The 21,255-nt window shown below is 71.5% G+C and carries 22 protein-coding genes; 14 read left to right on the forward strand and 8 right to left on the reverse strand.

Annotated features, from left to right (window positions below):
- Positions 1 to 165: 165 nt before the first annotated feature.
- Positions 166 to 1,695, forward strand: coding sequence for a catalase (locus EDF47_RS12515; RefSeq protein WP_131880713.1), 1,530 nt, complete (start codon positions 166 to 168; stop codon positions 1,693 to 1,695).
- 99 nt (positions 1,696 to 1,794) lie between these two features.
- On the opposite strand, the gene EDF47_RS12520 is transcribed toward EDF47_RS12515, so the two are convergent.
- A complete protein-coding gene (locus EDF47_RS12520) occupies positions 1,795 to 2,361 on the reverse strand; it encodes a GNAT family N-acetyltransferase (protein WP_165918873.1) in 567 nt (188 codons plus the stop codon).
- A gap of 104 nt (positions 2,362 to 2,465) precedes the next feature.
- Between EDF47_RS12520 and EDF47_RS12525 the strand changes: the two genes are divergently transcribed.
- The 6 genes from EDF47_RS12525 (at position 2,466) to EDF47_RS12550 (ending at position 7,117) form a co-directional block, all read left to right on the forward strand.
- Positions 2,466 to 2,750: a hypothetical protein gene (locus EDF47_RS12525; RefSeq protein ID WP_131880717.1), complete on the forward strand. Its 285-nt coding sequence runs from the start codon at positions 2,466 to 2,468 to the stop codon at positions 2,748 to 2,750.
- 40 nt (positions 2,751 to 2,790) lie between these two features.
- A complete protein-coding gene (locus EDF47_RS12530) occupies positions 2,791 to 3,357 on the forward strand; it encodes a hypothetical protein (RefSeq protein WP_131880719.1) in 567 nt (188 codons plus the stop codon).
- Complete coding sequence (locus tag EDF47_RS12535) at positions 3,357 to 4,400, forward strand: hypothetical protein (protein ID WP_131880721.1); 1,044 nt, start codon at positions 3,357 to 3,359, stop codon at positions 4,398 to 4,400. The genes EDF47_RS12530 and EDF47_RS12535 overlap by 1 nt, the downstream gene beginning before the upstream one ends.
- Positions 4,391 to 4,993, forward strand: a complete 603-nt coding sequence (locus EDF47_RS12540; protein ID WP_131880723.1) for an ATP-binding cassette domain-containing protein — start codon at positions 4,391 to 4,393, stop codon at positions 4,991 to 4,993. The genes EDF47_RS12535 and EDF47_RS12540 overlap by 10 nt, the downstream gene beginning before the upstream one ends.
- Positions 4,990 to 6,081: a hypothetical protein gene (locus EDF47_RS12545; RefSeq protein ID WP_131880725.1), complete on the forward strand. Its 1,092-nt coding sequence runs from the start codon at positions 4,990 to 4,992 to the stop codon at positions 6,079 to 6,081. Before EDF47_RS12540 ends, EDF47_RS12545 begins: the two co-directional genes overlap by 4 nt.
- Positions 6,082 to 6,232: 151 nt before the next feature.
- Complete coding sequence (locus EDF47_RS12550) at positions 6,233 to 7,117, forward strand: VOC family protein (protein WP_131880727.1); 885 nt, start codon at positions 6,233 to 6,235, stop codon at positions 7,115 to 7,117.
- An 18-nt stretch (positions 7,118 to 7,135) separates the two neighbouring features.
- On the opposite strand, the gene EDF47_RS12555 is transcribed toward EDF47_RS12550, so the two are convergent.
- Complete coding sequence (locus EDF47_RS12555; protein ID WP_123937517.1) at positions 7,136 to 7,921, reverse strand: SDR family oxidoreductase; 786 nt, start codon at positions 7,919 to 7,921, stop codon at positions 7,136 to 7,138.
- Between the two features lie 127 nt (positions 7,922 to 8,048).
- On the opposite strand from EDF47_RS12555, the gene EDF47_RS12560 reads away from it, so the two are divergent.
- From EDF47_RS12560 to EDF47_RS12570, 3 genes are all read left to right on the forward strand, one after another.
- On the forward strand, positions 8,049 to 8,615 hold the full coding sequence (locus tag EDF47_RS12560) for a hypothetical protein (RefSeq protein WP_123937518.1): 567 nt from the start codon (positions 8,049 to 8,051) through the stop codon (positions 8,613 to 8,615).
- Complete coding sequence (gene lepB / locus EDF47_RS12565; RefSeq protein WP_123293649.1) at positions 8,612 to 9,232, forward strand: signal peptidase I; 621 nt, start codon at positions 8,612 to 8,614, stop codon at positions 9,230 to 9,232. Before EDF47_RS12560 ends, lepB begins: the two co-directional genes overlap by 4 nt.
- A gap of 141 nt (positions 9,233 to 9,373) precedes the next feature.
- Positions 9,374 to 10,192: a helix-turn-helix transcriptional regulator gene (locus tag EDF47_RS12570; RefSeq protein ID WP_165918874.1), complete on the forward strand. Its 819-nt coding sequence runs from the start codon at positions 9,374 to 9,376 to the stop codon at positions 10,190 to 10,192.
- Positions 10,193 to 10,204: 12 nt separating this feature from the next.
- Here EDF47_RS12570 and EDF47_RS12575 read toward each other — a convergent pair whose 3' ends face one another.
- Positions 10,205 to 10,525 carry a hypothetical protein gene (locus tag EDF47_RS12575; protein WP_123340134.1) on the reverse strand — a complete coding sequence of 107 codons (321 nt, stop codon included), beginning with the start codon at positions 10,523 to 10,525 and terminating at the stop codon, positions 10,205 to 10,207.
- Between the two features lie 151 nt (positions 10,526 to 10,676).
- Between EDF47_RS12575 and EDF47_RS12580 the strand changes: the two genes are divergently transcribed.
- Positions 10,677 to 11,882, forward strand: a complete 1,206-nt coding sequence (locus EDF47_RS12580) for a GAF domain-containing SpoIIE family protein phosphatase (protein ID WP_131880731.1) — start codon at positions 10,677 to 10,679, stop codon at positions 11,880 to 11,882.
- Between the two features lie 211 nt (positions 11,883 to 12,093).
- Here EDF47_RS12580 and EDF47_RS12585 read toward each other — a convergent pair whose 3' ends face one another.
- Together EDF47_RS12585 and purD are read right to left on the reverse strand one after the other, a co-directional pair.
- Entirely contained in the window at positions 12,094 to 12,963 is an 870-nt protein-coding gene (locus EDF47_RS12585) for a phosphoribosylaminoimidazolesuccinocarboxamide synthase (protein ID WP_131880733.1), read from the reverse strand.
- On the reverse strand, positions 12,960 to 14,228 hold the full coding sequence (gene purD / locus EDF47_RS12590) for a phosphoribosylamine--glycine ligase (protein ID WP_131880735.1): 1,269 nt from the start codon (positions 14,226 to 14,228) through the stop codon (positions 12,960 to 12,962). Before purD ends, EDF47_RS12585 begins: the two co-directional genes overlap by 4 nt.
- Before the next feature lie 57 nt (positions 14,229 to 14,285).
- Between purD and EDF47_RS12595 the strand changes: the two genes are divergently transcribed.
- Complete coding sequence (locus EDF47_RS12595; RefSeq protein ID WP_131846930.1) at positions 14,286 to 14,648, forward strand: sterol carrier family protein; 363 nt, start codon at positions 14,286 to 14,288, stop codon at positions 14,646 to 14,648.
- A 222-nt stretch (positions 14,649 to 14,870) separates the two neighbouring features.
- On the opposite strand, the gene EDF47_RS12600 is transcribed toward EDF47_RS12595, so the two are convergent.
- Entirely contained in the window at positions 14,871 to 17,402 is a 2,532-nt protein-coding gene (locus EDF47_RS12600) for a LuxR C-terminal-related transcriptional regulator (protein WP_131880736.1), read from the reverse strand.
- A 162-nt stretch (positions 17,403 to 17,564) separates the two neighbouring features.
- Between EDF47_RS12600 and EDF47_RS12605 the strand changes: the two genes are divergently transcribed.
- Positions 17,565 to 17,960, forward strand: a complete 396-nt coding sequence (locus tag EDF47_RS12605) for a hypothetical protein (protein ID WP_111085569.1) — start codon at positions 17,565 to 17,567, stop codon at positions 17,958 to 17,960.
- An 84-nt stretch (positions 17,961 to 18,044) separates the two neighbouring features.
- Here the strand turns inward: EDF47_RS12605 and purF are convergent, their stop codons facing one another.
- Entirely contained in the window at positions 18,045 to 19,502 is a 1,458-nt protein-coding gene (purF, locus tag EDF47_RS12610; RefSeq protein WP_111085568.1) for an amidophosphoribosyltransferase, read from the reverse strand.
- Positions 19,503 to 19,575: 73 nt separating this feature from the next.
- On the opposite strand from purF, the gene purM reads away from it, so the two are divergent.
- On the forward strand, positions 19,576 to 20,673 hold the full coding sequence (gene purM / locus EDF47_RS12615; protein ID WP_123937526.1) for a phosphoribosylformylglycinamidine cyclo-ligase: 1,098 nt from the start codon (positions 19,576 to 19,578) through the stop codon (positions 20,671 to 20,673).
- Between the two features lie 242 nt (positions 20,674 to 20,915).
- On the opposite strand, the gene EDF47_RS12620 is transcribed toward purM, so the two are convergent.
- Positions 20,916 to 21,134 carry a DUF3073 domain-containing protein gene (locus EDF47_RS12620; protein ID WP_111085566.1) on the reverse strand — a complete coding sequence of 73 codons (219 nt, stop codon included), beginning with the start codon at positions 21,132 to 21,134 and terminating at the stop codon, positions 20,916 to 20,918.
- Positions 21,135 to 21,255 lie beyond the last annotated feature (121 nt).

Here is a 21,255-nt window from a genome sequence, read left to right on the forward strand (position 1 = left end):
AAGCGCAATCGACGCAGGCGCAAGCGCAATCGACGCAGGCGCAAGCGCAAGCGACGCAGGCGCAAGCGCAGACGAGCCCGACGCAGCCGCGCCCGACGCCCCGCGCGTCCCCTGAACCACCCGAGCACCCCTGACCGAACCAACCGTTCCACCCAAGGAGGAACCGTGTCCGACCAGAACACGACGCCCGGCCAGCCGGCCGGCACCCCCACCACGACCACCAACTCCGGCGCTCCCGTCTCGAGCGACGAGCACTCGATGGGCGTCGGGGCCGACGGCCCCCTCGCGCTGCACGACCACTACCTGGTCGAGAAGCTCGCCCAGTTCAACCGCGAGCGCGTGCCGGAGCGCGTCGTCCACGCGAAGGGCGGCGGCGCCTTCGGTACCTTCACCGTCACGCAGGACGTCAGCAAGTACACCCGCGCCGCGTTCCTGCAGCCGGGCCAGCAGACCGAGATGCTCACGCGCTTCTCGTCCGTCGCCGGTGAGCAGGGTTCGCCCGACACGTGGCGCGACCCCCGCGGTTTCGCGCTGAAGTTCTACACGTCCGAGGGCAACTACGACCTCGTCGGCAACAACACCCCCGTCTTCTTCATCCGCGACGGCATCAAGTTCCCCGACTTCATCCGCTCGCAGAAGCGCCTGCCCGGCTCGCACCTGCGCGACCACGACATGCAGTGGGACTTCTGGACCCTGTCGCCCGAGTCGGCGCACCAGGTCACGTGGCTGATGGGCGACCGCGGCCTGCCCGCGTCGTGGCGTGAGATGGACGGCTTCGGCTCGCACACGTACCAGTGGATCAACGCCGAGGGCGAGCGCTTCTGGGTGAAGTACCACTTCATCACCGAGCAGGGCCACAAGACCCTGACGCAGGAGGACGCCGACCGCATCGCCGGCGAGGACGCGGACTTCCACATCCGTGACCTGCACGCCGCGATCGAGCGCGGGGACTTCCCGCGCTGGACCCTCAAGGTGCAGGTCATGCCCTACGGGGACGCCGAGTCCTACCGCTTCAACCCGTTCGACCTGACGAAGGTGTGGCCGCACGCGGACTACCCGCTCATCGAGGTCGGCACGATGGAGCTCAACCGCAACCCGGAGAACTACTTCGCCGAGATCGAGCAGGCGACCTTCGCCCCCTCGAACTTCGTTCCCGGCATCGCTGCCAGCCCGGACAAGATGCTCCTCGCGCGCATCTTCAGCTACGCGGACGCCCACCGCTACCGCGTCGGCACCAACCACGCGCAGCTGCCGGTCAACGCCCCGAAGAACGAGGTGCACTCGTACTCGAAGGACGGCGCGATGCGCTTCGACTTCCAGAAGTCCGAGGTGCCCGTGTACGCGCCGAACTCGCTCGGTGGCGCACACGCCGACCCGACCGCGACCGACGACGTGCCCGGCTGGGAGTCCGACGGCGCGCTGCAGCGTTCCGCCGCGACCCTGCACCCGGAGGACGACGACTTCGGTCAGGCCGGCACGCTCGTCCGAGAGGTCCTCGACGACGCCGCCCGTGAGCGCCTGGTCGGCAACATCGCCGGTCACGTCTCGAAGGTGACGCGCGACGACCTGCGCGAGCGCGTGTTCGCGTACTGGACGAACGTCGACGCCGACCTCGGTGCGCGCGTGCGCGCCGCGGTCGTGCCGAGCGCGCCGGGTTCGAACGAGGACCCGGAGACGGTTGCGGTCGAGGCGTAGTCCGGTGGACGCGGGGGCGTGAGCCCCGGTCCACCACCTGACGGACGGGAGGCACGGTGCCAGCTGGCACCGGGCCTCCCGTCCGTCTGTCGTTGCGTTCTAGACCTCTTGCCCGTTCAGCCAGATCGGGCCGGCCGGCCAGTCCTCCAGGGCTGCGGCCACCGGCCGCACCATCCAGCCGCCCTGCTCCGTGTTCGTGATGCCGGCGCCCTCGGCGGTGAACGCCGAGAAGGTGCCGACGACCTCGGGGAACTCGTGCCAGCCGAGCTTCGCGTAGAAGGGGATGCGGTTCTCGCCCGCGCCGAGGAAGCCGTACGGCACCGCGAGCCCGTCGAGCACGGCGTGCGTGCGCTCCATGAGTTCCCGGCCCTTGCCCGATCCCTGGAGCCTGGGCGACACGGCGACGAGGCCGGTGTCGCCGACCAGGACGTCGCGCCCGCCGACCGTGATGAACATGCGGCGGATCCCGACGTGCGCCAGGACGACGCCATCCTGGTCGCGGGCGAGGACCCGGCGTTCGGGCTGCATGCCGGACCAGCTGCGGCCGCCCACGTACCAGTGGGACCAGTCCGGGAACGCCTGCGCGAGCAGTGCTGCGATCGCTTCGTGGTCCGGGAGCGAGAGGGAGCTCTCCTCGACCACCTCCCACTGGATGTCATCAGTCACGCGTCCATCCTGCACGGATGTGCTGATGGTCGTTGCGCTCGCGTACTGACCGGTAATACGTTAACGGTGACATCGGGGCGATGTCGCGATGAAAGGGGAGATCGATGTCGATCAAGAACGTCGTACTGGGTGCGGTCGTGCTGGGGAGTGTCGTGGGCGGCGGGATCGCGGTCGACACCGTGACGGCGCCGGAGGCAAGTGCTGCGACGTGCTGGCGGAAGGTGACGCAGAGCATGGGCTTCAACGAGTCGGGGTGTGGCCGTGCTCAGCACTTCAACCGGCTGAAGAGCGGGACGATGAAGTGGGGGAACGTGGTCGGTGGCAACAAGTGGTCCTACGAGGCTGCCTGCTGGACCAACATCGCCCGGTACGGCATGGTCCGGGCCTGACGCGGTGGTTCGGAACCGTGCTCGGGGAGCATTGGTCGTCGTGGTGATCGCCGCCACGGGGCTCGCTGGCTGCGCCTCCGCAGATGCTGCGCCCCGGGTCGTCGATCCGTCAGGCTTCTCAGTGGCCGGGCCGTGGGCGGGTGAGTTCGCGGAATCAGCCGCCGACACCAGCCCGTACCAGCGGCAGATCCTCTCGGACGGAACGATCTCGGCGCGGGAGGTCGCAGATGCCCAGTCCCGCATGAGCGCATGCATGCGGGATCTCGGCTACGACTACACGACAGCAGAGGACGGCACGTCCGAAGCGTCGCCGCTCCCAGGGCGGAAGGCTGAAGACGCAACGGCCATCAACGATTCGAAGTCGAAGTGCGCGAAGGACTTCGACAGCGACGTGACGTACCTGTTCAACGAAGTCCGGCGGAACCCGGAGAAGCAGGACGAGGCAGAGATCACCGTCGCGTGCCTCCGTGCCGTGAGACTCGTCGACGACACGTACACCGAACGTGAATGGCGCACCCAGAACGACGACGGGAACTTCTCCTTCTCGCAGTGGGACCCCGGAGCCGTACAGTGTCGGCTGGACCCCCTCGGACTCTGGCGGCAGTGATGCGCTTCCCGTCTGCCGCGCTCCTGGCGCTCGGGGCGATGGTGGTCGCGGCGGCGACGGCCGCCGCCATCGTGGTCGCTGTGCCGGCCGAGGTCCCGGCTGCACTCCGGACGGCGGCCCCCACGAGCACCGTCCGGGTGACCGAGCGCACCGATGCCGATGAACGACAGGTGCAGCTCGCACTCGCCACCGGTGCCCCACGGGCGGTCGTGACGTCGCGGACCGGCACGGTGACGACGTCGACGTGCTCGACCGGGGCGCCCGTGCGGAGCGGGGACGTCCTCGCGCGGGTCGACGGGCGGCCGGTGATCGCGCTCGCCAGTGACGAGCCGCTGTGGCGCGACCTCGAGCTCGGCGACCGCGGGGCCGACGTCACGGGGCTGCAGCGGGAACTCACGCGCCTCGGTGCCGGACTGAGTATCGACGGCGTCCTCGGCCCGGGCACGCTCCGAGCTGCGCACCAGTTCCTGCTCGACCGAGGTGTCGACCGCGACGACCTGCCCGACGACGTCGTGCCGCGGGACCCGTTCGCATGGGTGCCAGCCGCCGAGAACGCCGTCCTGGCGTGCGTGGCCGTCGTCGGGGCAGCGGTCGGCGCCGACGGTGTCCTCGTCGAACTCCCGGCCGAACTCCGCGGCGCGCGCATCGAGGCGCTCCCGGTTGATCCGGCGCCGGGGGAGCGCGTGCTGCGGATCGGGAACGCCGACATCCCGATCGACGACGCCGGGGTGGTCTCCTCGCCGACGGACCTCGCTGCGATCAGCGCCCTGCCGGAGTACGCGGCGACGGTCGCTTCGGCGGACGGTGCACCGACGGTGGCCGCGACGTGGACCCTCAGTCGCCCGCGGACCGTCCAGGTGGTGCCGCCGACGGCTCTCTGGGACCTCGAGGGTGACCGGGCGTGCGTGCAACCGACGACGGGGCGGCCGCTCCGGGTCCAGGTCCTCGGGTCGGAACTCGGGCAGTCGTTCGTCCGGGTGCCCGGCGGACGAACGCTCGACCGGATCCGTGCCGCGCCGGACCGGTCCAGCTCGTGTCGGTGACGCTCGAGGGCGTCGGACATGTCTGGCCGAACGGCACCGTGCTGTTCGACCGCGTCGACCGCGCCTTCGCCGAGGGGAGCGTGACCGCGGTCGTCGGGCCGAGTGGCTCCGGCAAGTCCACGCTGCTCGCGATCCTCGCCGGGATGCTCCGTCCGACGCGCGGTGCCGCCGTCCGTCCGCCGGGCTGTCGGCCGCTCTGGGTCTTCCAGAACCCGTACGGGGTGGCCCGCCGCCGCGTGCTCGACCACGTCGCGCTGCCGTTCGTCGCCCAGGGCGCGGATCGTCGGACCGCGGACGTCCGGGCGCTCGAGGTCCTCGAGCGCTTCGGGCTCGGCTCGCGGGCGCACGCGCGGTTCGCCGAGCTGTCCGGTGGCGAGGCGCAACGCCTGATGCTCGCGCGCGCCATCGCCAGCGCGCCGGGTCTGATGCTGGTCGACGAGCCGACGGCGCAACTCGACCGGGCGACCGCGATCGAGGTGAACCGTGGGATCGGTGCGCTCGCCGCGTCGGGGACGGTCGTCGTCGTCGCCACGCACGACGACGCGACCCGCGACGCCTGCGACGGAGTGCTCGACCTCGGGCGGTACCGATGAGCCCCCGCCGGATGCAGGTGACCGAGGTCTGGCGGGAGGCGTGGCGCGACATCGCCTCCGGAGCCTCGTGGGCAGCCGTGACCGCTGCCGTCCTCGCGGTGCTGCTCAGCGGTGTCGTGGGCCTGCGCGCCGCAGCGGTCGCCGGTGACGTCCGAGCGGCTGCGGTGTTCGTCGCGAGCGGTGCGGGGACGACCGTCCAGCGGGCCGAGGGCCGGATCGACGGCCGCGTGTGCGATGCCCTCGCGGATGCCGAAGGGGTCATCGCGTCTGGCGCGTTCCGTCGCCTCGACGCCGGGGTCGTCCCCGCCGCGCTGCCGGGCTCGGCGATCCCGACCTACGAGGTGACCGCCGGGGTGCGTGGCCTGCTCGGTGGCTCGGCTGCCGACGGGGCCGCGGGAGTGATCATCTCGCCCGCGGTGCACGAGACCCTGGGGCTTGCCGCAGGCGATCGCCTCGTGACGGTGGGCGGCGCGGGCACCGGAGTCGCCGGTGTGTACGACTACCCCGACGACGGCCGGGACCCCGACCTGGAGTACGCGGTCCTCGCGCCGACGGTGGACGACGGGTCGCCGTTCGACGCCTGCTGGGCGACGGTGTGGCCGCAGCGCGACGACACGGTCTCCATGCTCCGGCGCACCGTCCTGCCGGCGAGCGGGGCCGAGGGCGAAGACCGACCCACCGCCGGGCAGCTCAACCCGACCCTGGGCGCGGTCTTCACCCCCGCGGCGCGGCAGCCAGTGCTCGTCCCGTTCGGTGCAGCGGTCCTCGTGGGGCTGACGATCGGCGCGGCAGCGGTCGCACGGCGCCGGCTCGCCTTGGCCTCCGACCGGCACGTCGGGGTGCCGCGGTGCGCGCAGGTCCTCGGCATCGTCCTGCAGCACCTGGTCTGGGGATCGGTCGGGACCCTGGTCGCGACGAGCGTCGCGGTGGTGTCGGTGCGCGGCCTCGACGTCGACGACGCACTGCCGATCGTGCGCGAGGCGATCGCGATCGCGTCCCTCGGGCTCGTGGGCGCGCTGCTCGGCGGGGCGCTCGCCGCGGCCGCGATCCGCGAGCGCGCGCTGCACCGCTACTTCCGTTCCCGCTGACCGCAGCCGGGTGCTGCGCCACTTCAGTTCGCGCTGAGCGACACATCTCGGGCGCCGGGCCGCGAGAAGTGTCGCCCACCACGAAACTCGCCGTGACCACCGATGCGCCCATTTGGTTGACGCGTCAACCAAATGGGCGCACACTGGTCCCATGCACACGCAGGACCTCCTCGCCGCCGACACCGGGATGGGTGCCGTCACCCTCCGCGTCGCGAACCTCGACCGGATGATCGGCTACTACCGCGACGGCGTCCAGCTCTCGCTGCTCTCGAACGAGGGCGGCGTCGCCGTGCTGGGGCGACCGGGCGCCGGTGGCCTGGCGGTCCCGATCGTGATCCTCGAGCACGCGCCGTCGATGCAGCACGCCGGCCCGCACGACGCCGGCCTGTTCCACACCGCGATCCTGTTCGACACGAGGGCCGACCTGGCCGCCGCGCTGTACTCGGTCGCGACGAAGTTCCCGCAGACCTTCACCGGCAGCGCCGATCACCTGGTGAGCAACGCGTTCTACTTCACCGACCCCGAGGGCAACGGCGTCGAGCTGTACTGGGACCGCGACCGCACGGAGTGGTCGTGGACGCACGGCATGGTCGACATGGACACGAAGTACGTCGACCCGAACGCGTTCCTCCAGGAGCACCTGACGGCTGACGCGCTGGAGTCCGCGCCGAACGCGCCGGGTCGGGTCGGCCACGTGCACCTGTCGGTCGGCGACGTCGCCAGCGCGAAGGACTTCTACGTCGACAAGCTCGGCTTCGCGACGACGGCCGGGTGGGGCGAGGCCCTGTTCGTCAGCGCCGGCGGGTACCACCACCACATGGCGATGAACACCTGGAACTCCCGCGGGGCCGGGCGCCGTCAGCTCGCGCTCGGGCTGGGGCTCGTGCGGATCGAGGTGCCCGGGTCGGACGACCTCGGTGCCCTCGTCGCACGCATGCACGACACCGGGGTGCAGACCGCCGACGACGGCCGGACGGTCGCGTTCGAGGACCCGTGGGCGAACCGCATCGAGGTGACCGCGCCCGGTCGCGGCTGACCCGGTCCGCCGCCCGGATCACGCGCGGTTCGAGATCCCGCCGTCCGACGTCAGCAGCTGCCCGTTCACCCAGCGCCCCTGCTCCGAGCAGAGGAACCCGACGAGTGCAGCGGTGTCCGACGGTCGTCCGAGTCGGCCGAGCGGCGTGCCCTCGACCGCCCAGCGCTTGACGTCGTCGGACATCCACCCGGTGTCGTTCGGGCCGGGGTTCACCACGTTCGCACTGACGCCGAGGCTGCCGAGCTCCTTCGCGGCACCGAACACGAGACGGTCGAGCGCCCCCTTCGACGCCCCGTACGGCAGGTTGTACGCGATGTGGTCGCTCGTCAGCGCGACGATCCGCCGGCGGTCCCGCGGTGCGGCGTCGCCAACTCGTTCGAGTGCGGCCGCGTACGCCTGCACGAGCAGGAACGGCGCGCGGGCGTTGACCGCGAAGTGCCGGTCCCACGACTCGACCGTCGTGGTCCGGACGTCCGAGTCGACCGATTCGCAGTGCGACATCACCAGCGCGGTGACGGGGGCGCCCGCCTCGGTCTCGGCGCGGCCGACCAGGGCGGCCGCCTGGTCCGGGTCCTCCAGGTCGACCGGGAGGCGCGTCACGCGTGCACCCACCGACTCGCACTCCTGCACGACGGATTCGACCCCGTCGGGATCCGCCCCACCGCTCACGCGGTCGTCGTACGGGCCCCACCACGAGATGGCCAGGTCCCAGCCGTCGGTCGCCAGACGGGTGGCGAGCGCCGCGCCGATGCCGGCTCTGCGGCCCACACCGGTCACCAGGGCGAGTGGTCGTGCGGACGTCATACGGGCCTCCTGTCCGGTGCGCCGTCGCACCGATCGCCACCCAGTCTGCCGGAACCGGCCACGCGCGTGGCCATCGCACTCGGTGTCCTGTCGGCGAGGACCGGCACGCGAGGGCCAAGATGGACGGATGCCACGCACACGACCACCGCTCGGACGCGGACGCGGACCCCGCGGCGGTCGTCCGGACCCGCGCGACCTGCCGATCGAGCACGTCCGCGACCGGATGTCGTCCTACATCTACGGCAACATCACGGTGCTCGCCGCCGCGATCGCCGTCGACCCGGCCGCGATCCACCACGGGTCGGCGATCTGGGCCGTCCTGGCGACCGCGGTCCTGACCTACCTGGCGCACGTGCTCGCGCACCTGGTGGCGCACGGCCTCGGCGGCGACGACTCCCAGACGGACGACGCCCGGCGTGAATCGGTCGTGACGATCATGCGGAACGCGAACCCGATCGCGACGTCCGGGCTCATCCCCGCGGTGCTGTACGCGGTGGCGTGGATCGGGTGGATCCCGACGGGGTGGGCGCAGACGGCCGCCCTGGTCATCCTGGTCGTGCGCATCGGCATGGTCGGCGTCTTCATGCAGCGGTTCAGCGGCAAGCGGCCCACGTTCCTCGGGCTCTGGGGCGGCATCGTGCTGGCCGCCGTGGCGTTCGTGATCGGTCTCGTGAAGGTGGTGTTGACGCATTGAGCGCCACCGAATCCGAGCCGAAGCCGAAGCGGGCCGGCTGGAAGTTCCTCCGCGACCTCGTCGTCATCGTCGTCGTGGCGCTGCTGGCGTCGTTCCTGGTGAAGACCTACCTGGTCCGGTCCTTCTACATCCCGTCCGCATCGATGGAGAACACGCTGCTCATCGGCGACCGCGTGCTCGTCAACGAACTCGTCCCCGGCGCCGTGCCGTTGCAGCGCGGTGACGTCGTCGTGTTCCAGGACCCGGGCGGCTGGCTCGGCACCGGGCAGGGCGACGACCTGATCAAGCGCGTGATCGGCCTGCCCGGCGACACCGTCTCGTGCTGCGGCACGGGCGGACACCTGTCGGTGAACGGCCACCCGGTCGACGAACCCTACGTGGTGCCCGAGATCGGGTCGGACCGGGTCTCCGGCACCGACTTCGACATCACCGTGCCGAAGGGGCGCATCTGGGTGATGGGCGACAACCGGTACAACTCGGCGGACTCCCGCGTGCACGGCACGGTGCCGGTCGACGACGTGGTCGGTCGTGCGTTCATCACCACGTGGCCGGTGTCGCGGTGGACGGTGCTCTCGCGGTACGCCGACGAGTGGGACCAGGTGCCGGACCCGTCCTGAGCGGCCCTGAGCGGCCCTGAGCGGTCCGGGGCGGTTCGGGGCGGTCGTTGCCCGCCCCGGTCGTCCGGTGCGGTAGCGTTCCGATTCCCGTGCCGGACCGTCCGCAGCGGGGTGAGCGGAGGCACTGTTCCGATGGACGCTGTGCCCTTCGATTACGTGACCGGGGGTGACGCAGAGCTGTCGATCCGGCGCATCGGGACGCACGGACACCGCTCCGGCACGATCGGCCCCCGACCGGACCACGTGGTCTTCTGGCTCGCCGACGGCCGTGCCCGCCTGACCGCGGACGACGGCTCGAGCTGGGACGTCGGCGCCGAACGCCCGATGATGCTCTCCGCCTCGGTGGCGTACGGCTTCGATACCGACGCCACGGCGATGACCCTGCTGCACCTGTCGCCGGCGTTGCTCGGCGGACGCGACGGCGACGGCGGCGGCGACCGCCCATCGGCCGAGTTCCGGCAACCGGACGCCGCCGACCCTCGGATCGAACCCCTCCGAGCACTGCTCCGCGACGTCACCGGTCGCGTCCTCGACCCCGCGCTGCCGGTCGACGAGCGAGCCGCCCTGAACCGACGCATCGCGACGGTCGTGCTGTCGACGTTCTCGCCGTCACGGTCCGACGTCGAGCACCGGATGCGTCGTGCGATCCGCTTCGTGCACGACCAGGCCGACCAGCCGCTCTCGGTGGCCGACATCGCGGACTCGTGCGGCCTGAGTGAGCGCGGCGTGCAGGACCTCTTCCGCCGGCGGCTCGCGGTGACGCCGATGCAGTACCTGCGCGAGGTCCGGCTCGACCGGGTCCACCTCGAACTCGGCCGATCGCGTTCGGGCGGGCTGCTGGTGAGCGACGTCGCCCGGCGCTGGCAGTTCACGCACCTCGGTCGCTTCGCCGCCCACTACCGCGCACGCTTCGGCGAGCAGCCGCACGAGACGATCGCGCGGGGTCCCGGCGCAGTCTGAACCGACCCGCGCTCAGCAGCCCGTCGTCGTCAGGGTGACCGTCGCGACGGCGTCGTTCGTCACCGTCGTCGTCTGCGGGCACAGCGAGCCCGCGCGGACCGTCACCTTGCCGAGCGGGACGCCCGCGAAGTCCGCGGTGCCTCCGGGGAACACCCGCTGGTGCTCGGAGAGCTTGCCCGTCGACGCGAAGACCTTGACCTCGTACGGGTGGTCGGCGGCGTTGTCCGACACGGTGACCGAGACCTGGCCGGTCGAGTCGTGGGCGCCGCACCCCGCGAGCGTCACCAGAGCCGCCGCAGCGAGGGCGACAGCGGGCAGGACACGGCGGGACACGCGTCCAGGGTAGTCCGACGCCGGGCCGCGCCGGGTCGCGCCGATCCAGGGTCGACGGCCGAGCGCTCGGCGAGCCTGCCCCGCGGACTGGGGTGGTGCGTCCTCCGTAGTGGGGACAGGCCCTGTCCGGTTGGCGCGTTAGCGTGGGTGTATGCACTCGGAGACAGCGACGACCGTCCCAGTCACCGGCGCGACCGACGCCGTGCGCCGCGCAGCGCTGCTCGCCGCACTCGACGTGGTCGAGGGTGGCGCCGAAGAGCGCTTCGACCGGATCACGCGCATCGCGCGTGAAGCCCTCGGTGTCTCCGGCTCCTTCCTGAACCTGGCGGGCGAGACCTCGCTGACCATCAAGTCCCAGCAGAGCGACAGCCACTTCGGACCGGTCATCCCGCTGCAGGACACCTTCTGCGGGCGGACGCTGGGGGAGCGCGGCCCCGTGCTCGTGCCGGATGCGCGCATCGACGCCCGCTACTCCGACATGCCGATGGTCGTCGGCGACCCGAACGTGCGCTTCTACGCCGGGGTCCCGCTGCGGCTCGGCGACGACGACGTCAAGGTCGGCACGCTCTGCCTCATCGACCCGGAACCGCGGACCCTCGACGCCGACGAGGTCGCCCTGCTCCAGGAACTCGGTGTCTGGGCCGAGCGGGAACTGGCAGCCGGCGCCGACGAGGACCGCCTGCGGTCCGTGCTCGCGGGGCTCGAACCCGGCACGGTCGACGTGCCCGGCTACCGGATCGCCGGGCTGTCGGTGCCGCACGGCGTCGTCTCCGGCGACTTCCACGACTGGCACCGTTCGGGTGACGACGCCGTGCACCTGACCGTGGCGGACGTCATGGGCAAGGGCATGTCGGCTGGGCTGCTCGCCGCGAACATCCGCGGTGCACTGCTCGCCCGCGGCGACCTGGCACCCGACGTCGCCGTCGCCGAGCTCGAGGCGCAGGTCGCACCCGACCTCAGCCGCGCCGAGTCGTTCGCGACGATGTTCCACGGCCGGCTCACGCCCTCGACCGGCCGGATCGACTTCACCGACGCCGGACACGGACTCGTCCTGCAGCTCCGCGACGACGGCGCCGAGCGGATCCTGCGGTCGTCGGACCTGCCGATCGGGCTGCACCCCGCGGGCATCGAACGTGCCTCCGGGTCGCTCGTCATGCGCCCGGGCGACGTGGTCATCGTGGTCAGCGACGGCGCGCTCGAGCTGTGGGACTCCACGCTCGCGTCGCTGTCGCAGCTCGGGGAGCTCTACCGCGGCTCGCCGGACATCGCGACGTTCCTGCAGCGGGTGCGGTCACGTGCGGTCGACCACGACCCGGGCGACGACCTGACCGTCGTCGTGGTCGCGCGCGACCTCTGACGACGAGCCGTCGGCAGGTCGTCGGCAGGTCAGGACTGGTCGCTCGTCGACTGGTCACGACGTGCCGTCGGCGCGCCGCCGGACGGTCACGAACGGTCGGGTACCGGGGGCCTGAACGACGGCTCGTGACCGGTCGCCGGACGTGAGCGGGGTGTCGTGACCGGTCGGGGCCCGCTCGGGGTCCGCGCAGCAGGCCCGCAGCAGGAACCGACTAAGCGCCGAGGCGCTCGATGAGCTCCGCGTAGCGCGCGGCGGTGCGGGACACGATCGCCTCGGGCAGCACCGGGGGCGTGCCCTGGCGGTCCCAGTTGGCGCTGAGCCAGTCGCGCACGATCTGCTTATCGAAGGAGTCCGTCCGACCGTCGGCCCGGGCGTCCCAGTACCGGCTCGAGTCGCTGGTCAGGACCTCGTCCGCGATCCGGATCCGGCCGTCGGCGTCCTGCCCGAACTCGAACTTGGTGTCCGCGATCACGACGTCGCGCTCGAGGGCGATCGCCGCTGCCTCGGTGTACACGTGCAGCGACAGGTCGCGCAGGGTCGCCGCGACCTCGGCGCCGACCAGGTCGACGGTCTGCTCGTACGAGATGTTCTCGTCGTGCTCGCCCTGCGGTGCCTTGTAGGCGGGGGTGTAGATCGGCTCGGGCAACCGGTCGCCGTTCGACAGCCCCTGGGGCAGGGCGACGCCGCAGACGCTGCCGGACGCCTGGTACTCGGCCCAGCCGCTGCCGACCAGGTACCCGCGCACGACGCACTCGACGGGGAACATCTCGAGCGGCATGACGTGCATCGACCGCGACTCGACCTCGGCCGGCACGGGGGTGCCACCGGACGACGGGCCGATGATGTGGTTCGGCACGTCGCTCAGCTGCGTGAACCAGAAGCGCGACAGGCGGGTGAGTAGTTCGCCCTTGCCGGGGATCGGTGGCTCGAGGGCGAAGTCGTAGGCACTGACCCGGTCGGACGCCACGAGCAGCAGCTCGGACGCACTCTGGAGGTCGGCGGTACCGGTCGGCACGTAGAGCTCGCGGACCTTGCCCGACGAGACGTGGTCCCAGCCGGCGATCACGGGCGCGGCGCTCATCGGGTGACCTTCGCGGCGATGTCGGTGCGGTACTGCGCGCCCTGCAGGGTGATGTCGCCGAGACCCGCGTAGGCGCGCTCGCGCGCCTGGGCGAAGTCGGCTCCGGTCGCGACGACGCTGAGCACGCGACCGCCGGTGGCGACGAGCGTGTCGTCGAGCACCCCGGTGGCGGCGTGTGCGACGGAGACGCCGTCGCGGGCGTTCGCGGCGTCGATGCCGGTGATCGGACGGCCGGTCTGCGGGTTCTCCGGGTAGCCCTCGCTCGCGAGCACGACCGTGACGGCTGCATCCGGACGGAACGAGGGTGCCGGGGTCCCCCCGAGCTGGCCCGTCGCGGCGGCGAGCAGCAGTCCGCTCAGCGGCGTCGCCAGGCGGGGGAGGACGACCTGGGTCTCCGGGTCGCCGAAGCGGGCGTTGAACTCGATGACCCGGACGCCCTGCTCGGTGACGATGAGCCCGCAGTAGAGCAGCCCGACGAACGGGGTGCCCTCGTGCTCGAGGCGACGGACGGTGGGCAGCGCGACCAGCTCGGTGACCTCGTCGACGAAGGCCTGCTCGGACGCCCAACGATCGGCCAGCCACGGCAGCGGCGAGTACGCGCCCATGCCGCCGGTGTTCGGTCCGAGATCGCGGTCAGCCAGGCGCTTGTAGTCCTGCGCGGGGCTGAGCGGGCGGACGTCGTGGCCGTCGCTCAGGAAGAACAACGAGACCTCTTCGCCGTCGAGGAACTCCTCGACCACGACGTGCCCGTGCTGCAGCCAGTAGGTGGCGTGGTCGATCGCGGCCTGACGGTCCTCGGTCACGAGGACGCCCTTGCCCGCGGCCAGCCCGTCGGCCTTCACGACGTACGGTGCGCCGAGCTCGTCGATCGCGGCGATGGCCTCTTCCGCCGTGCCGGCGTACACCGGGCGGCCGGTGGGCACGTTCGCCTCGGACATGATGCGCTTCGCGAAGGCCTTCGAGCCCTCGAGCTGCGCGGCGGCCTTGCCCGGCCCGAAGACCGGGATGCCCCGGCTGCGGACGGGGTCGGCCACACCGGCGATGAGCGGCGCCTCGGGCCCGACGACGACCAGTTCGACGCCGTTCTCGATCGCGTACTCGGCGACGAGCGCGCCGTTGGTGGGGTCGAGGGAGACGGTCTCGACATCGGCGGCGATGCCGGCGTTGCCGGGAGCAGCCGTGATGACGTGGCCCGCCTGTTCAGCGAGGAGGGCCGTGATGATCGCGTGCTCGCGGGCACCGGAACCGAGGACGAGGATTCGCACCCGATCACCCTACCGATCAGGACTCTCCCGCCGCGAGGCGACGGCTAGCCTGTGGAGATGCCACCCAGGAGGATCGAGGACGCCGCCGGCCGCGCCGCACTGACCGCGGTGCAGCAGGGCGACACGGCACGGGCGACCGTCGCGACGGCCGTCCGGTGGACCCTGCAGCGCCTCGCCGACGACGTGCCGGGCAACAGCGTCGAGGTGCGGGTGCCGCCGTTCGCCGCGGTCCAGGCCGTCCCCGGCCCGCGCCACACCCGTGGCACGCCGCCGAACGTTGTCGAGACGGACGCCACGACCTGGCTCGCGCTCGCGACCGCTGAGCTGACCTGGGACGAAGCCGTCGCGCAGTCACGCGTCAGCGCTTCCGGCTCGCGTGCGGACCTGACGGCGTTCCTGCCGGTGCGGGTCGCGCTCTAGTCGCGTTCAGCACTACCTAGGCGGACGAACCGAATTAGGTAGTCCCTACCGATGCGGGCGCATGCACTGCGAACCTACGCTTGAAGTCGCCGGGATTCGGACCCGACCCGAACGGGTCCGAACCCGGCGACAGGGACCAAGGTACGCGATGTTCCACACAACGTGTCAACCGCCGCGGCGCGTCGTGCTGCAATGCGCAACGTTCTTGCGTCACGAGTGGACTCAGAAGAGTCCGGCGAGCTCCGAACGAGCATGCAGGTCCCACTTGCCGAACACGCGCGACAGGTGCGCGTCGATGGTCCGCGTCGAGAGCCCGAGCTCCTCGCCGATCAGGCGGTTGCTCAACCCCTGCGCCGCGAGCTCGGCGACCTGGTACTCGCGGTTCGTGAGCGGTGGTTTCGGCCGGCCGGCCGTGACCGCCATGCCGTGCGACGCGAGCGCCCCCTGCGCCGCGATCACCCGCGTCCGGTCGCGTGCGGTCAGGGCGTCGGCGTACTCGACGATCGCCGCGGCGAGCGGACCGTCGACCCGAGCCGCTGCCTCGCGCATGCGACCGAGCGAGGTACCAGTCTCGCGTCCGTTCAGCATGTCCATCGCGTAGTGCAGCGTCTGCGCGTACATGACGTGCGTCCACCCACCGCTCGCCGTCCCGCGGTCGATGATGTCGTCGGCGTGCCGGAGCCCGGCCGGGTTGCCGAGCACCGCCTCGGTCCAGGCGATCGTCACCGCGACCTGCTCGCCCGTGATCCGCATCGCCCGCTGCGGGGTGGCCCTCGCCCGGTCGAGCGCACGTGTCGCGTCCTCGGTTCGACCGGCGTAGGCGTACGCCATCGCGAGTCGTGCCCACGGGTAGGCCGCGAAGCCGCCGTGGTCCGCGACGTCGTACCGCTCGCAGGCAGCCGAGAACGCCGCGATCGCGTCGTCCCAGCGCCGTTGGCCGATGGCGAGGTTGCCGTCGCCGATGAGCTCGAGGGTGAAGTCGTACTTCAGGTACGGGTTCGACCGGCGGACCGGCACCTCGGTGAGCAGGTCGGCGAGGTCGCCGCGCCAGACCTGCACCTGGTGCAGCACTGAAAAGATCTCGCCGACGCTCCACGGTGCGTCCTCGAGGTGCTCGATCGCGGTGGCCAGTGCCCGGCGACCGAGGGCCGAGGCGTCGTCGAGCCGGCCGGCCGTGGCGAGCGCCATGATCGCGCAGGGGGCGACGCACAGGAACGCGAACGGGATGGTCGGGGCGTGCACGATGCCGCTGCGCTCGAGTTCGGCCCGCACCTCGTCGAACCGTCCGCCCCACCCGAGGTGTGCGAGTCGCAGCAGGCGGAGCCGTTCGACCGCGTCGCCGGACACCAGCCGGCTGGCGACGTCGGTGAGCGCGACCGCTGCCAGCACGTCGTCGTCGTGGAACTGCCGGATGTTGGCGAGGATCTCGCAGGCCTCGACCACGAGGGCGTCGTCCACCGTGCCAGGGTCCGCGCGGGCGACGGCCCAGGCAGCCTCGGCGTCGGCGCGACCGGCCTCGCGCCCGTCGGTGTACGAGTACGCCAGCGACCGCAGGCAGCGCGCGGCGACCTGCTCGTTCGGGTGCAGCGTCCGCCGGAGCGCTGCGGAGGCGAGGGCGATCGCGCTCTCGTGCTCCTGCAGCCGCACCGCGACCTGCGCCGCGTCGAGCAGCTGCTCGACCGGGGGCACGACACCGCAGTCGAGTGCCCAGAGCGCTGACCGCAACCGTGCGGCGGGCGGGGCGCCCTCGGGACTGTCGGTGCGGAAGGCGTTCGCGCGGGCGAAGAGTGCCGTGCGGCGGGCGACCGGTACCAGGCCGCGGATCACGTCGCCGACGAGCGGGTGCTGCGGACGGGCCACCGCGGCGCCGTCGTCGAGCGAGTCGATCCGGACCAGCCCGAGTGCGACCACGCGGTCGACGTCGCCGCCGCTGACCAGGCCGAGCAGCCGCGCGAGCGGGATGGGGTCGGCCAGTGCCACGATGTCGACGACGTCGCGCAGGTCCTCCGGCAACGAGCCGAGTTCCGTCCGGTACATGTCGGCGAGGCTGTTCGACGCCGTCACCCGGCCGCGCCAGTACCACCCGGACGCCGTGTGCTCGAGGGCACCCGAGGAGCGGGCGGCGCGGACGACCTCGCGCAGGTAGAGCGGGTTGCCGGCGGTCGCACGGTGCACCCGCTCGGCCGAGGCGTTCTCGAGCTGCGAGCCGAGCGCCTCGGCCACCAGGGCCGACGTCTCGCGCAGGGTGAGCGGCTCGAGGTCGATGCGCTCGAGCAGGTCGTCCTGCCACAGGGCGCGGAGCGGCTCCGGCAGCGCGGTGAAGTCACGGCAGGTCAGGACGAGCCGCGCACCCTGGTGCCGGACGAGCCACGCCACGTACCGGGCGGAGATCGCGTCGAGGTGGTCGGCGTCGTCGACGCGCAGCAGGACGTCGCGGTCCGCCAGGTCGGCGATCGCCCGGAGGCGCTGCTCGGCCCCGGCGTCGTCGGACAGTTCGGACAGGGTCGCCGGCAGCTCACCGAAGCGGTCCGAGATCGCGCCGAAGGGCATCGACCGCCCGGAGGCGACGGCGGTGATGGGCACCACGACCGTGCGCCCGGTGGCGTCCCGTCCGGCGACGCGGTCGGTGACGCGGGCGGCGACGGTGCTCTTGCCGAGACCCGGGGCGCCGACGAGCGCGACGCTCCACTGGTGCTCCGCGACGACGGACACGGCACGGTCCTCTTCGTGGCGCTGCATCACGGGCCAGGTCACGCGCGCCGGGGTGCTCGGGGTGCGACCTCGCCCCCGTACGGTCCGTTCTCGCATCCGTGTCACCTCCAGCCCTTGGGATACCAACGCGTACGGATCATCCTCTCCTGGATCGGACTGCGCGGACAGGCCGGGAGACGTCCCACAGTGGGGGACAATGGGTGGGTGAGCAACACCGATCGACCCGACGACCAGCCGGTCCCGGCCCCTGCGCCGAACGCCGTCTCCACCTCTGACGAGGTCACGATCCGTCGTGCCCCGAAGTTCGGGGTGTTCATCGTCGGCGGTGCGGTGCTCGGGTTCATCGCGACCCTGATCGTCGTCTCGCTCACCATGAACCTCGGTGGCCAGCAGGAGGAGTCGAGCTTCGGCAGCCTGGTGGGCTACTTCAGCCTGTGGGGCGTCACGATCGGTGCCTTCGTCGGCGCGGTCGTCGCCGTCGTGTTCGACCGGGTCTTCGCCCGGCGCGCGGCCCGCCTGACGGCGGAGCGTGTCGAGGTCGAGTTGCCGCCCGAGACGGTCGACGGCGAGATCGACGAGCACGGCGACCAGCGGCCGTAGCCGCAACCGTCTTCGGACAGGAGGCCCGTTGCCAGCTGGCAACGGGCCTCCTGTCCGTCCGTCTGGCTCCGTTTCGGACGCGACCTAGCTGAGCTGGTTCGCCTCGACCCAGGACAGGTACTCCGGGCTCACGGTGCCCGTGACGTACTCGCCCGTGAAGCAGCTCATCTCGAGGTCGGTCACGTCGGAGCCCTCGATGATGGCGTCCCGCATGTCGCCGATCTCCTGGTAGATCAGGTGATCGCTGCCGAGCACGCGGTTGATCTCCGGGATCTTCCGGTCGTGCGCGATGAGCTCGTCGCGCGTCGGCATGTTGATGCCGTACACGTGCGGGAACCGGACCGGGGGAGCGGCGCTCGTGAAGGTGACCTCGTTCGCACCGGCGGCGCGGGCCATCTCCACGATCTCCTTGCTCGTCGTGCCGCGCACGATCGAGTCGTCGACGATCAGGATGTTCTTGCCCTTGAACTCCGACGACATCGCGTTGAGCTTCTGCCGGACGGACCGCTTGCGCTCCGCCTGGCCCGGCATGATGAAGGTCCGGCCGACGTAGCGGTTCTTGTAGAAGCCCTCGCGGTACTCGATGCCGAGCTTCCGCGCGACCTGCATGGCGGCCGGTCGGGACGAGTCCGGGATCGGCATCACGACGTCGATGTCACCGGTCGGCGCGTACTGCTCGATGGTGTCCGCCAGCCGGTTGCCGAGGCGCAGGCGGGCGTCGTAGACCGAGATGCCGTTCATGACCGAGTCGGGACGGGCCAGGTACACGTACTCGAACGAGCACGGCACGAGCCGCGGGTTCTTCGCGCACTGCCGGGCGTGCATCTGCCCGTTCATCTCGATGAAGATCGCTTCGCCCGGGGCGACGTCGCGGACGATCTCGTAGCCGCCGGACTCGAGCACCAGCGACTCGCTCGCGACGACCCACTCGGGCTGGCCGGCCTCGTCGAACTTGTGGCCGAGGATGAGCGGCCGGATGCCGAACGGGTCGCGGAAGGCCAGGAGCCCGTGGCCGGCGATCGTGGCGATCGTGGCGTACGAGCCCTCGACCCGCTCGTGCACGCGCTCGACGGCGTCGAAGACCTGCCCGGGATCGAGGTCCGTGCCGCGGACCTGTCCCTGCAGCTCGTGCGCCAGCACGTTCACCAGGAGCTCGGTGTCCGACGTGGTGTTGAGGTGCCGACGGTCGATGTCGAACAGTTCACGCGTCAGTTCCCGCGTGTTGGTGAGGTTGCCGTTGTGGACGAGGACGATGCCGTACGGCGCGTTCACGTAGAACGGCTGCGCTTCTTCCTCGTTGCTCGCCGCGCCCTTGGTGGCGTAGCGCACGTGGCCGAGGCCCATGGTGCCGAGGAGGGCGCGCATGTCACGGGTTCGGAACGACTCCCGCACGTGGCCGCGGGTCTTGTGCATGTGGTGCACGTGACCCTCGACCGTGGCGATGCCCGTCGAGTCCTGCCCGCGGTGCTGCAGGAGGAGCAGTGCGTCGTAGATGGATTGGTTGGCGGGGCCCTGTGCAACGAGGCCGACGATGCCGCACATTCGCGGGTGTGCTCCAGACCGTAGAATCGGGGGGTACCGAACAAGTCTGCCATGTCACCGCGAAGGACTCCGCATGCCCAACCCGTACGCCGAAGCCGGAGTGGACACCGCTGCCGGTGACCTGGCCGTCGAACTCATGAAGTCCGCAGTCGCGGCGACGCACAACAGCCACGTGCTGGGCGGCGTGGGCGGCTTCGCCGGACTCTACGACGTGTCGTTCCTGAAGGACTTCTCACACCCGTTGCTCGCGACCTCGACCGACGGCGTCGGCACCAAGGTCGCCATCGCCCAGGCGATCGACAAGCACGACACCATCGGGCAGGACCTGGTCGGCATGGTCGTCGACGACATCGTGGTGGTCGGTGCGAAGCCGCTGTTCATGACCGACTACATCGCCTGCGGGCGCGTCGTGCCGAACCGCATCGCCGACATCGTCGCCGGGATCGCCCGCGGCTGCTCGGCGACGGGCACCGCGCTGGTCGGTGGCGAGACCGCCGAGCACCCCGGGCTGCTCGGCCCGGACGACTACGACGTGGCCGGCGCCGCGACCGGTGTCGTCGAGGCCGGTTCGCAGCTCGGTGCCCACCTGGTGCAGGACGGCGACGTCGTGCTCGCCATCGAGTCGTCCGGGCTGCACTCGAACGGGTACTCGCTCGTCCGGCACATCCTGGCGTCGCGCGGGGTCGGGTACACCGACCAGCTGGCCGAGTTCGGCGGCGTCTCGGTCGGCGAAGCCCTGCTCGAGCCCACCCGCCTGTACACGACGCCGCTGCTGGAGCTGCTCGAGCAGCACCCGGGCGCCGTGCACTCCCTGTCGCACGTGACCGGTGGTGGCATCGCGGCGAACCTGGCGCGCGTGCTGCCCGTCGGCTCGTGGATCGAGGTCGACCGCTCGACCTGGCAGCCGCTTCCGGTCTTCCGCGTGCTCGCCGACATGGCCGGCACGCCGATCGAGGACACCGAGGGCACCTGGAACCTGGGCATCGGCATGTTCGCCGTGGTGTCCGCCAGCGCCGCGGTGGACGTCATCGAGTCGCTCGGCGTGGCCGGGATGCCCGCGTGGCCCGTCGGCACGATCGCCACGTCGGCCCGCGACCTGACCGGCTTCGAGCAGGGCGCCAAGGGCGTCGACGGCGGTGCCGTGCGGCTCGTCGGGAGCTACGCCGCCTGAGCGAGCCGGCCACGCCCGTCACGCAGGCCGCGTGGCGGGCGTTCGTCGTGCCTCCAGGCCGCACGACCTGCCGTCAGGTGTCCGCCGAGTGGTCACGAAGTGCCGCTCGGTCCGGCCGCGGGCGGCACTTCGTGACCACTCGGCGTTCCCCGCGTGGGGAGTCGTGACCGGTCCGCGTCATCCGCGTGGGCACGCAGAAACGCCGCGCTGCCCGGAGGCGCGCGGCGTGACGGCTGTGCCGGTCAGGCGGACTTGTTCTGGTCCGCTTCGGTCTCGAACTCGTCGGATTCGTCTGCCGCTTCGGGACCGTACTGGTCCGCCCAGCGGTCGACGAGATCGTCATCGGAGTGTTGTCCGGCGGAGAGCTCCTGCTCGAGTGCACCGTAGTTCGTCTGCGGGCTGAAGTACTTCAGCTCACGGGCGACCTTGGTGTGCTTCGCCTTTTGACGGCCGCGCCCCATGCGTGACCCCCTCGTTCGGCTCTGGTCCGGTCCTGGCGAATGACGGAAGATCACTCGGGGAACCAGACGGTTCGTGGTTTGAAATCTGCCGATCACTCTACCATGTACCTCGATCTGGACG

This window comes from Curtobacterium sp. PhB190 (genome assembly GCF_004365385.1).
Classification (GTDB): Bacteria; Actinomycetota; Actinomycetes; order Actinomycetales; family Microbacteriaceae; genus Curtobacterium.

Bases quoted from the DNA above. Each gene is read 5' to 3' on its own strand.
- EDF47_RS12525 (WP_131880717.1), top strand. From the start codon at position 2,466: ATGTCGATCAAGAACGTCGTACTGGGTGCGGTCGTGCTGGGGAGTGTC.
- EDF47_RS12535 (WP_131880721.1), top strand. From the start codon at position 3,357: ATGCGCTTCCCGTCTGCCGCGCTCCTGGCGCTCGGGGCGATGGTGGTC.
- EDF47_RS12545 (WP_131880725.1), top strand. From the start codon at position 4,990: ATGAGCCCCCGCCGGATGCAGGTGACCGAGGTCTGGCGGGAGGCGTGG.
- EDF47_RS12550 (WP_131880727.1), top strand. From the start codon at position 6,233: ATGCACACGCAGGACCTCCTCGCCGCCGACACCGGGATGGGTGCCGTC.
- EDF47_RS12555 (WP_123937517.1), bottom strand. From the start codon at position 7,921: ATGACGTCCGCACGACCACTCGCCCTGGTGACCGGTGTGGGCCGCAGA.
- EDF47_RS12560 (WP_123937518.1), top strand. From the start codon at position 8,049: ATGCCACGCACACGACCACCGCTCGGACGCGGACGCGGACCCCGCGGC.
- EDF47_RS12580 (WP_131880731.1), top strand. From the start codon at position 10,677: ATGCACTCGGAGACAGCGACGACCGTCCCAGTCACCGGCGCGACCGAC.
- EDF47_RS12585 (WP_131880733.1), bottom strand. From the start codon at position 12,963: ATGAGCGCCGCGCCCGTGATCGCCGGCTGGGACCACGTCTCGTCGGGC.
- EDF47_RS12595 (WP_131846930.1), top strand. From the start codon at position 14,286: ATGCCACCCAGGAGGATCGAGGACGCCGCCGGCCGCGCCGCACTGACC.
- purF (WP_111085568.1), bottom strand. From the start codon at position 19,502: ATGTGCGGCATCGTCGGCCTCGTTGCACAGGGCCCCGCCAACCAATCC.
- purM (WP_123937526.1), top strand. From the start codon at position 19,576: ATGCCCAACCCGTACGCCGAAGCCGGAGTGGACACCGCTGCCGGTGAC.
- EDF47_RS12620 (WP_111085566.1), bottom strand. From the start codon at position 21,134: ATGGGGCGCGGCCGTCAAAAGGCGAAGCACACCAAGGTCGCCCGTGAG.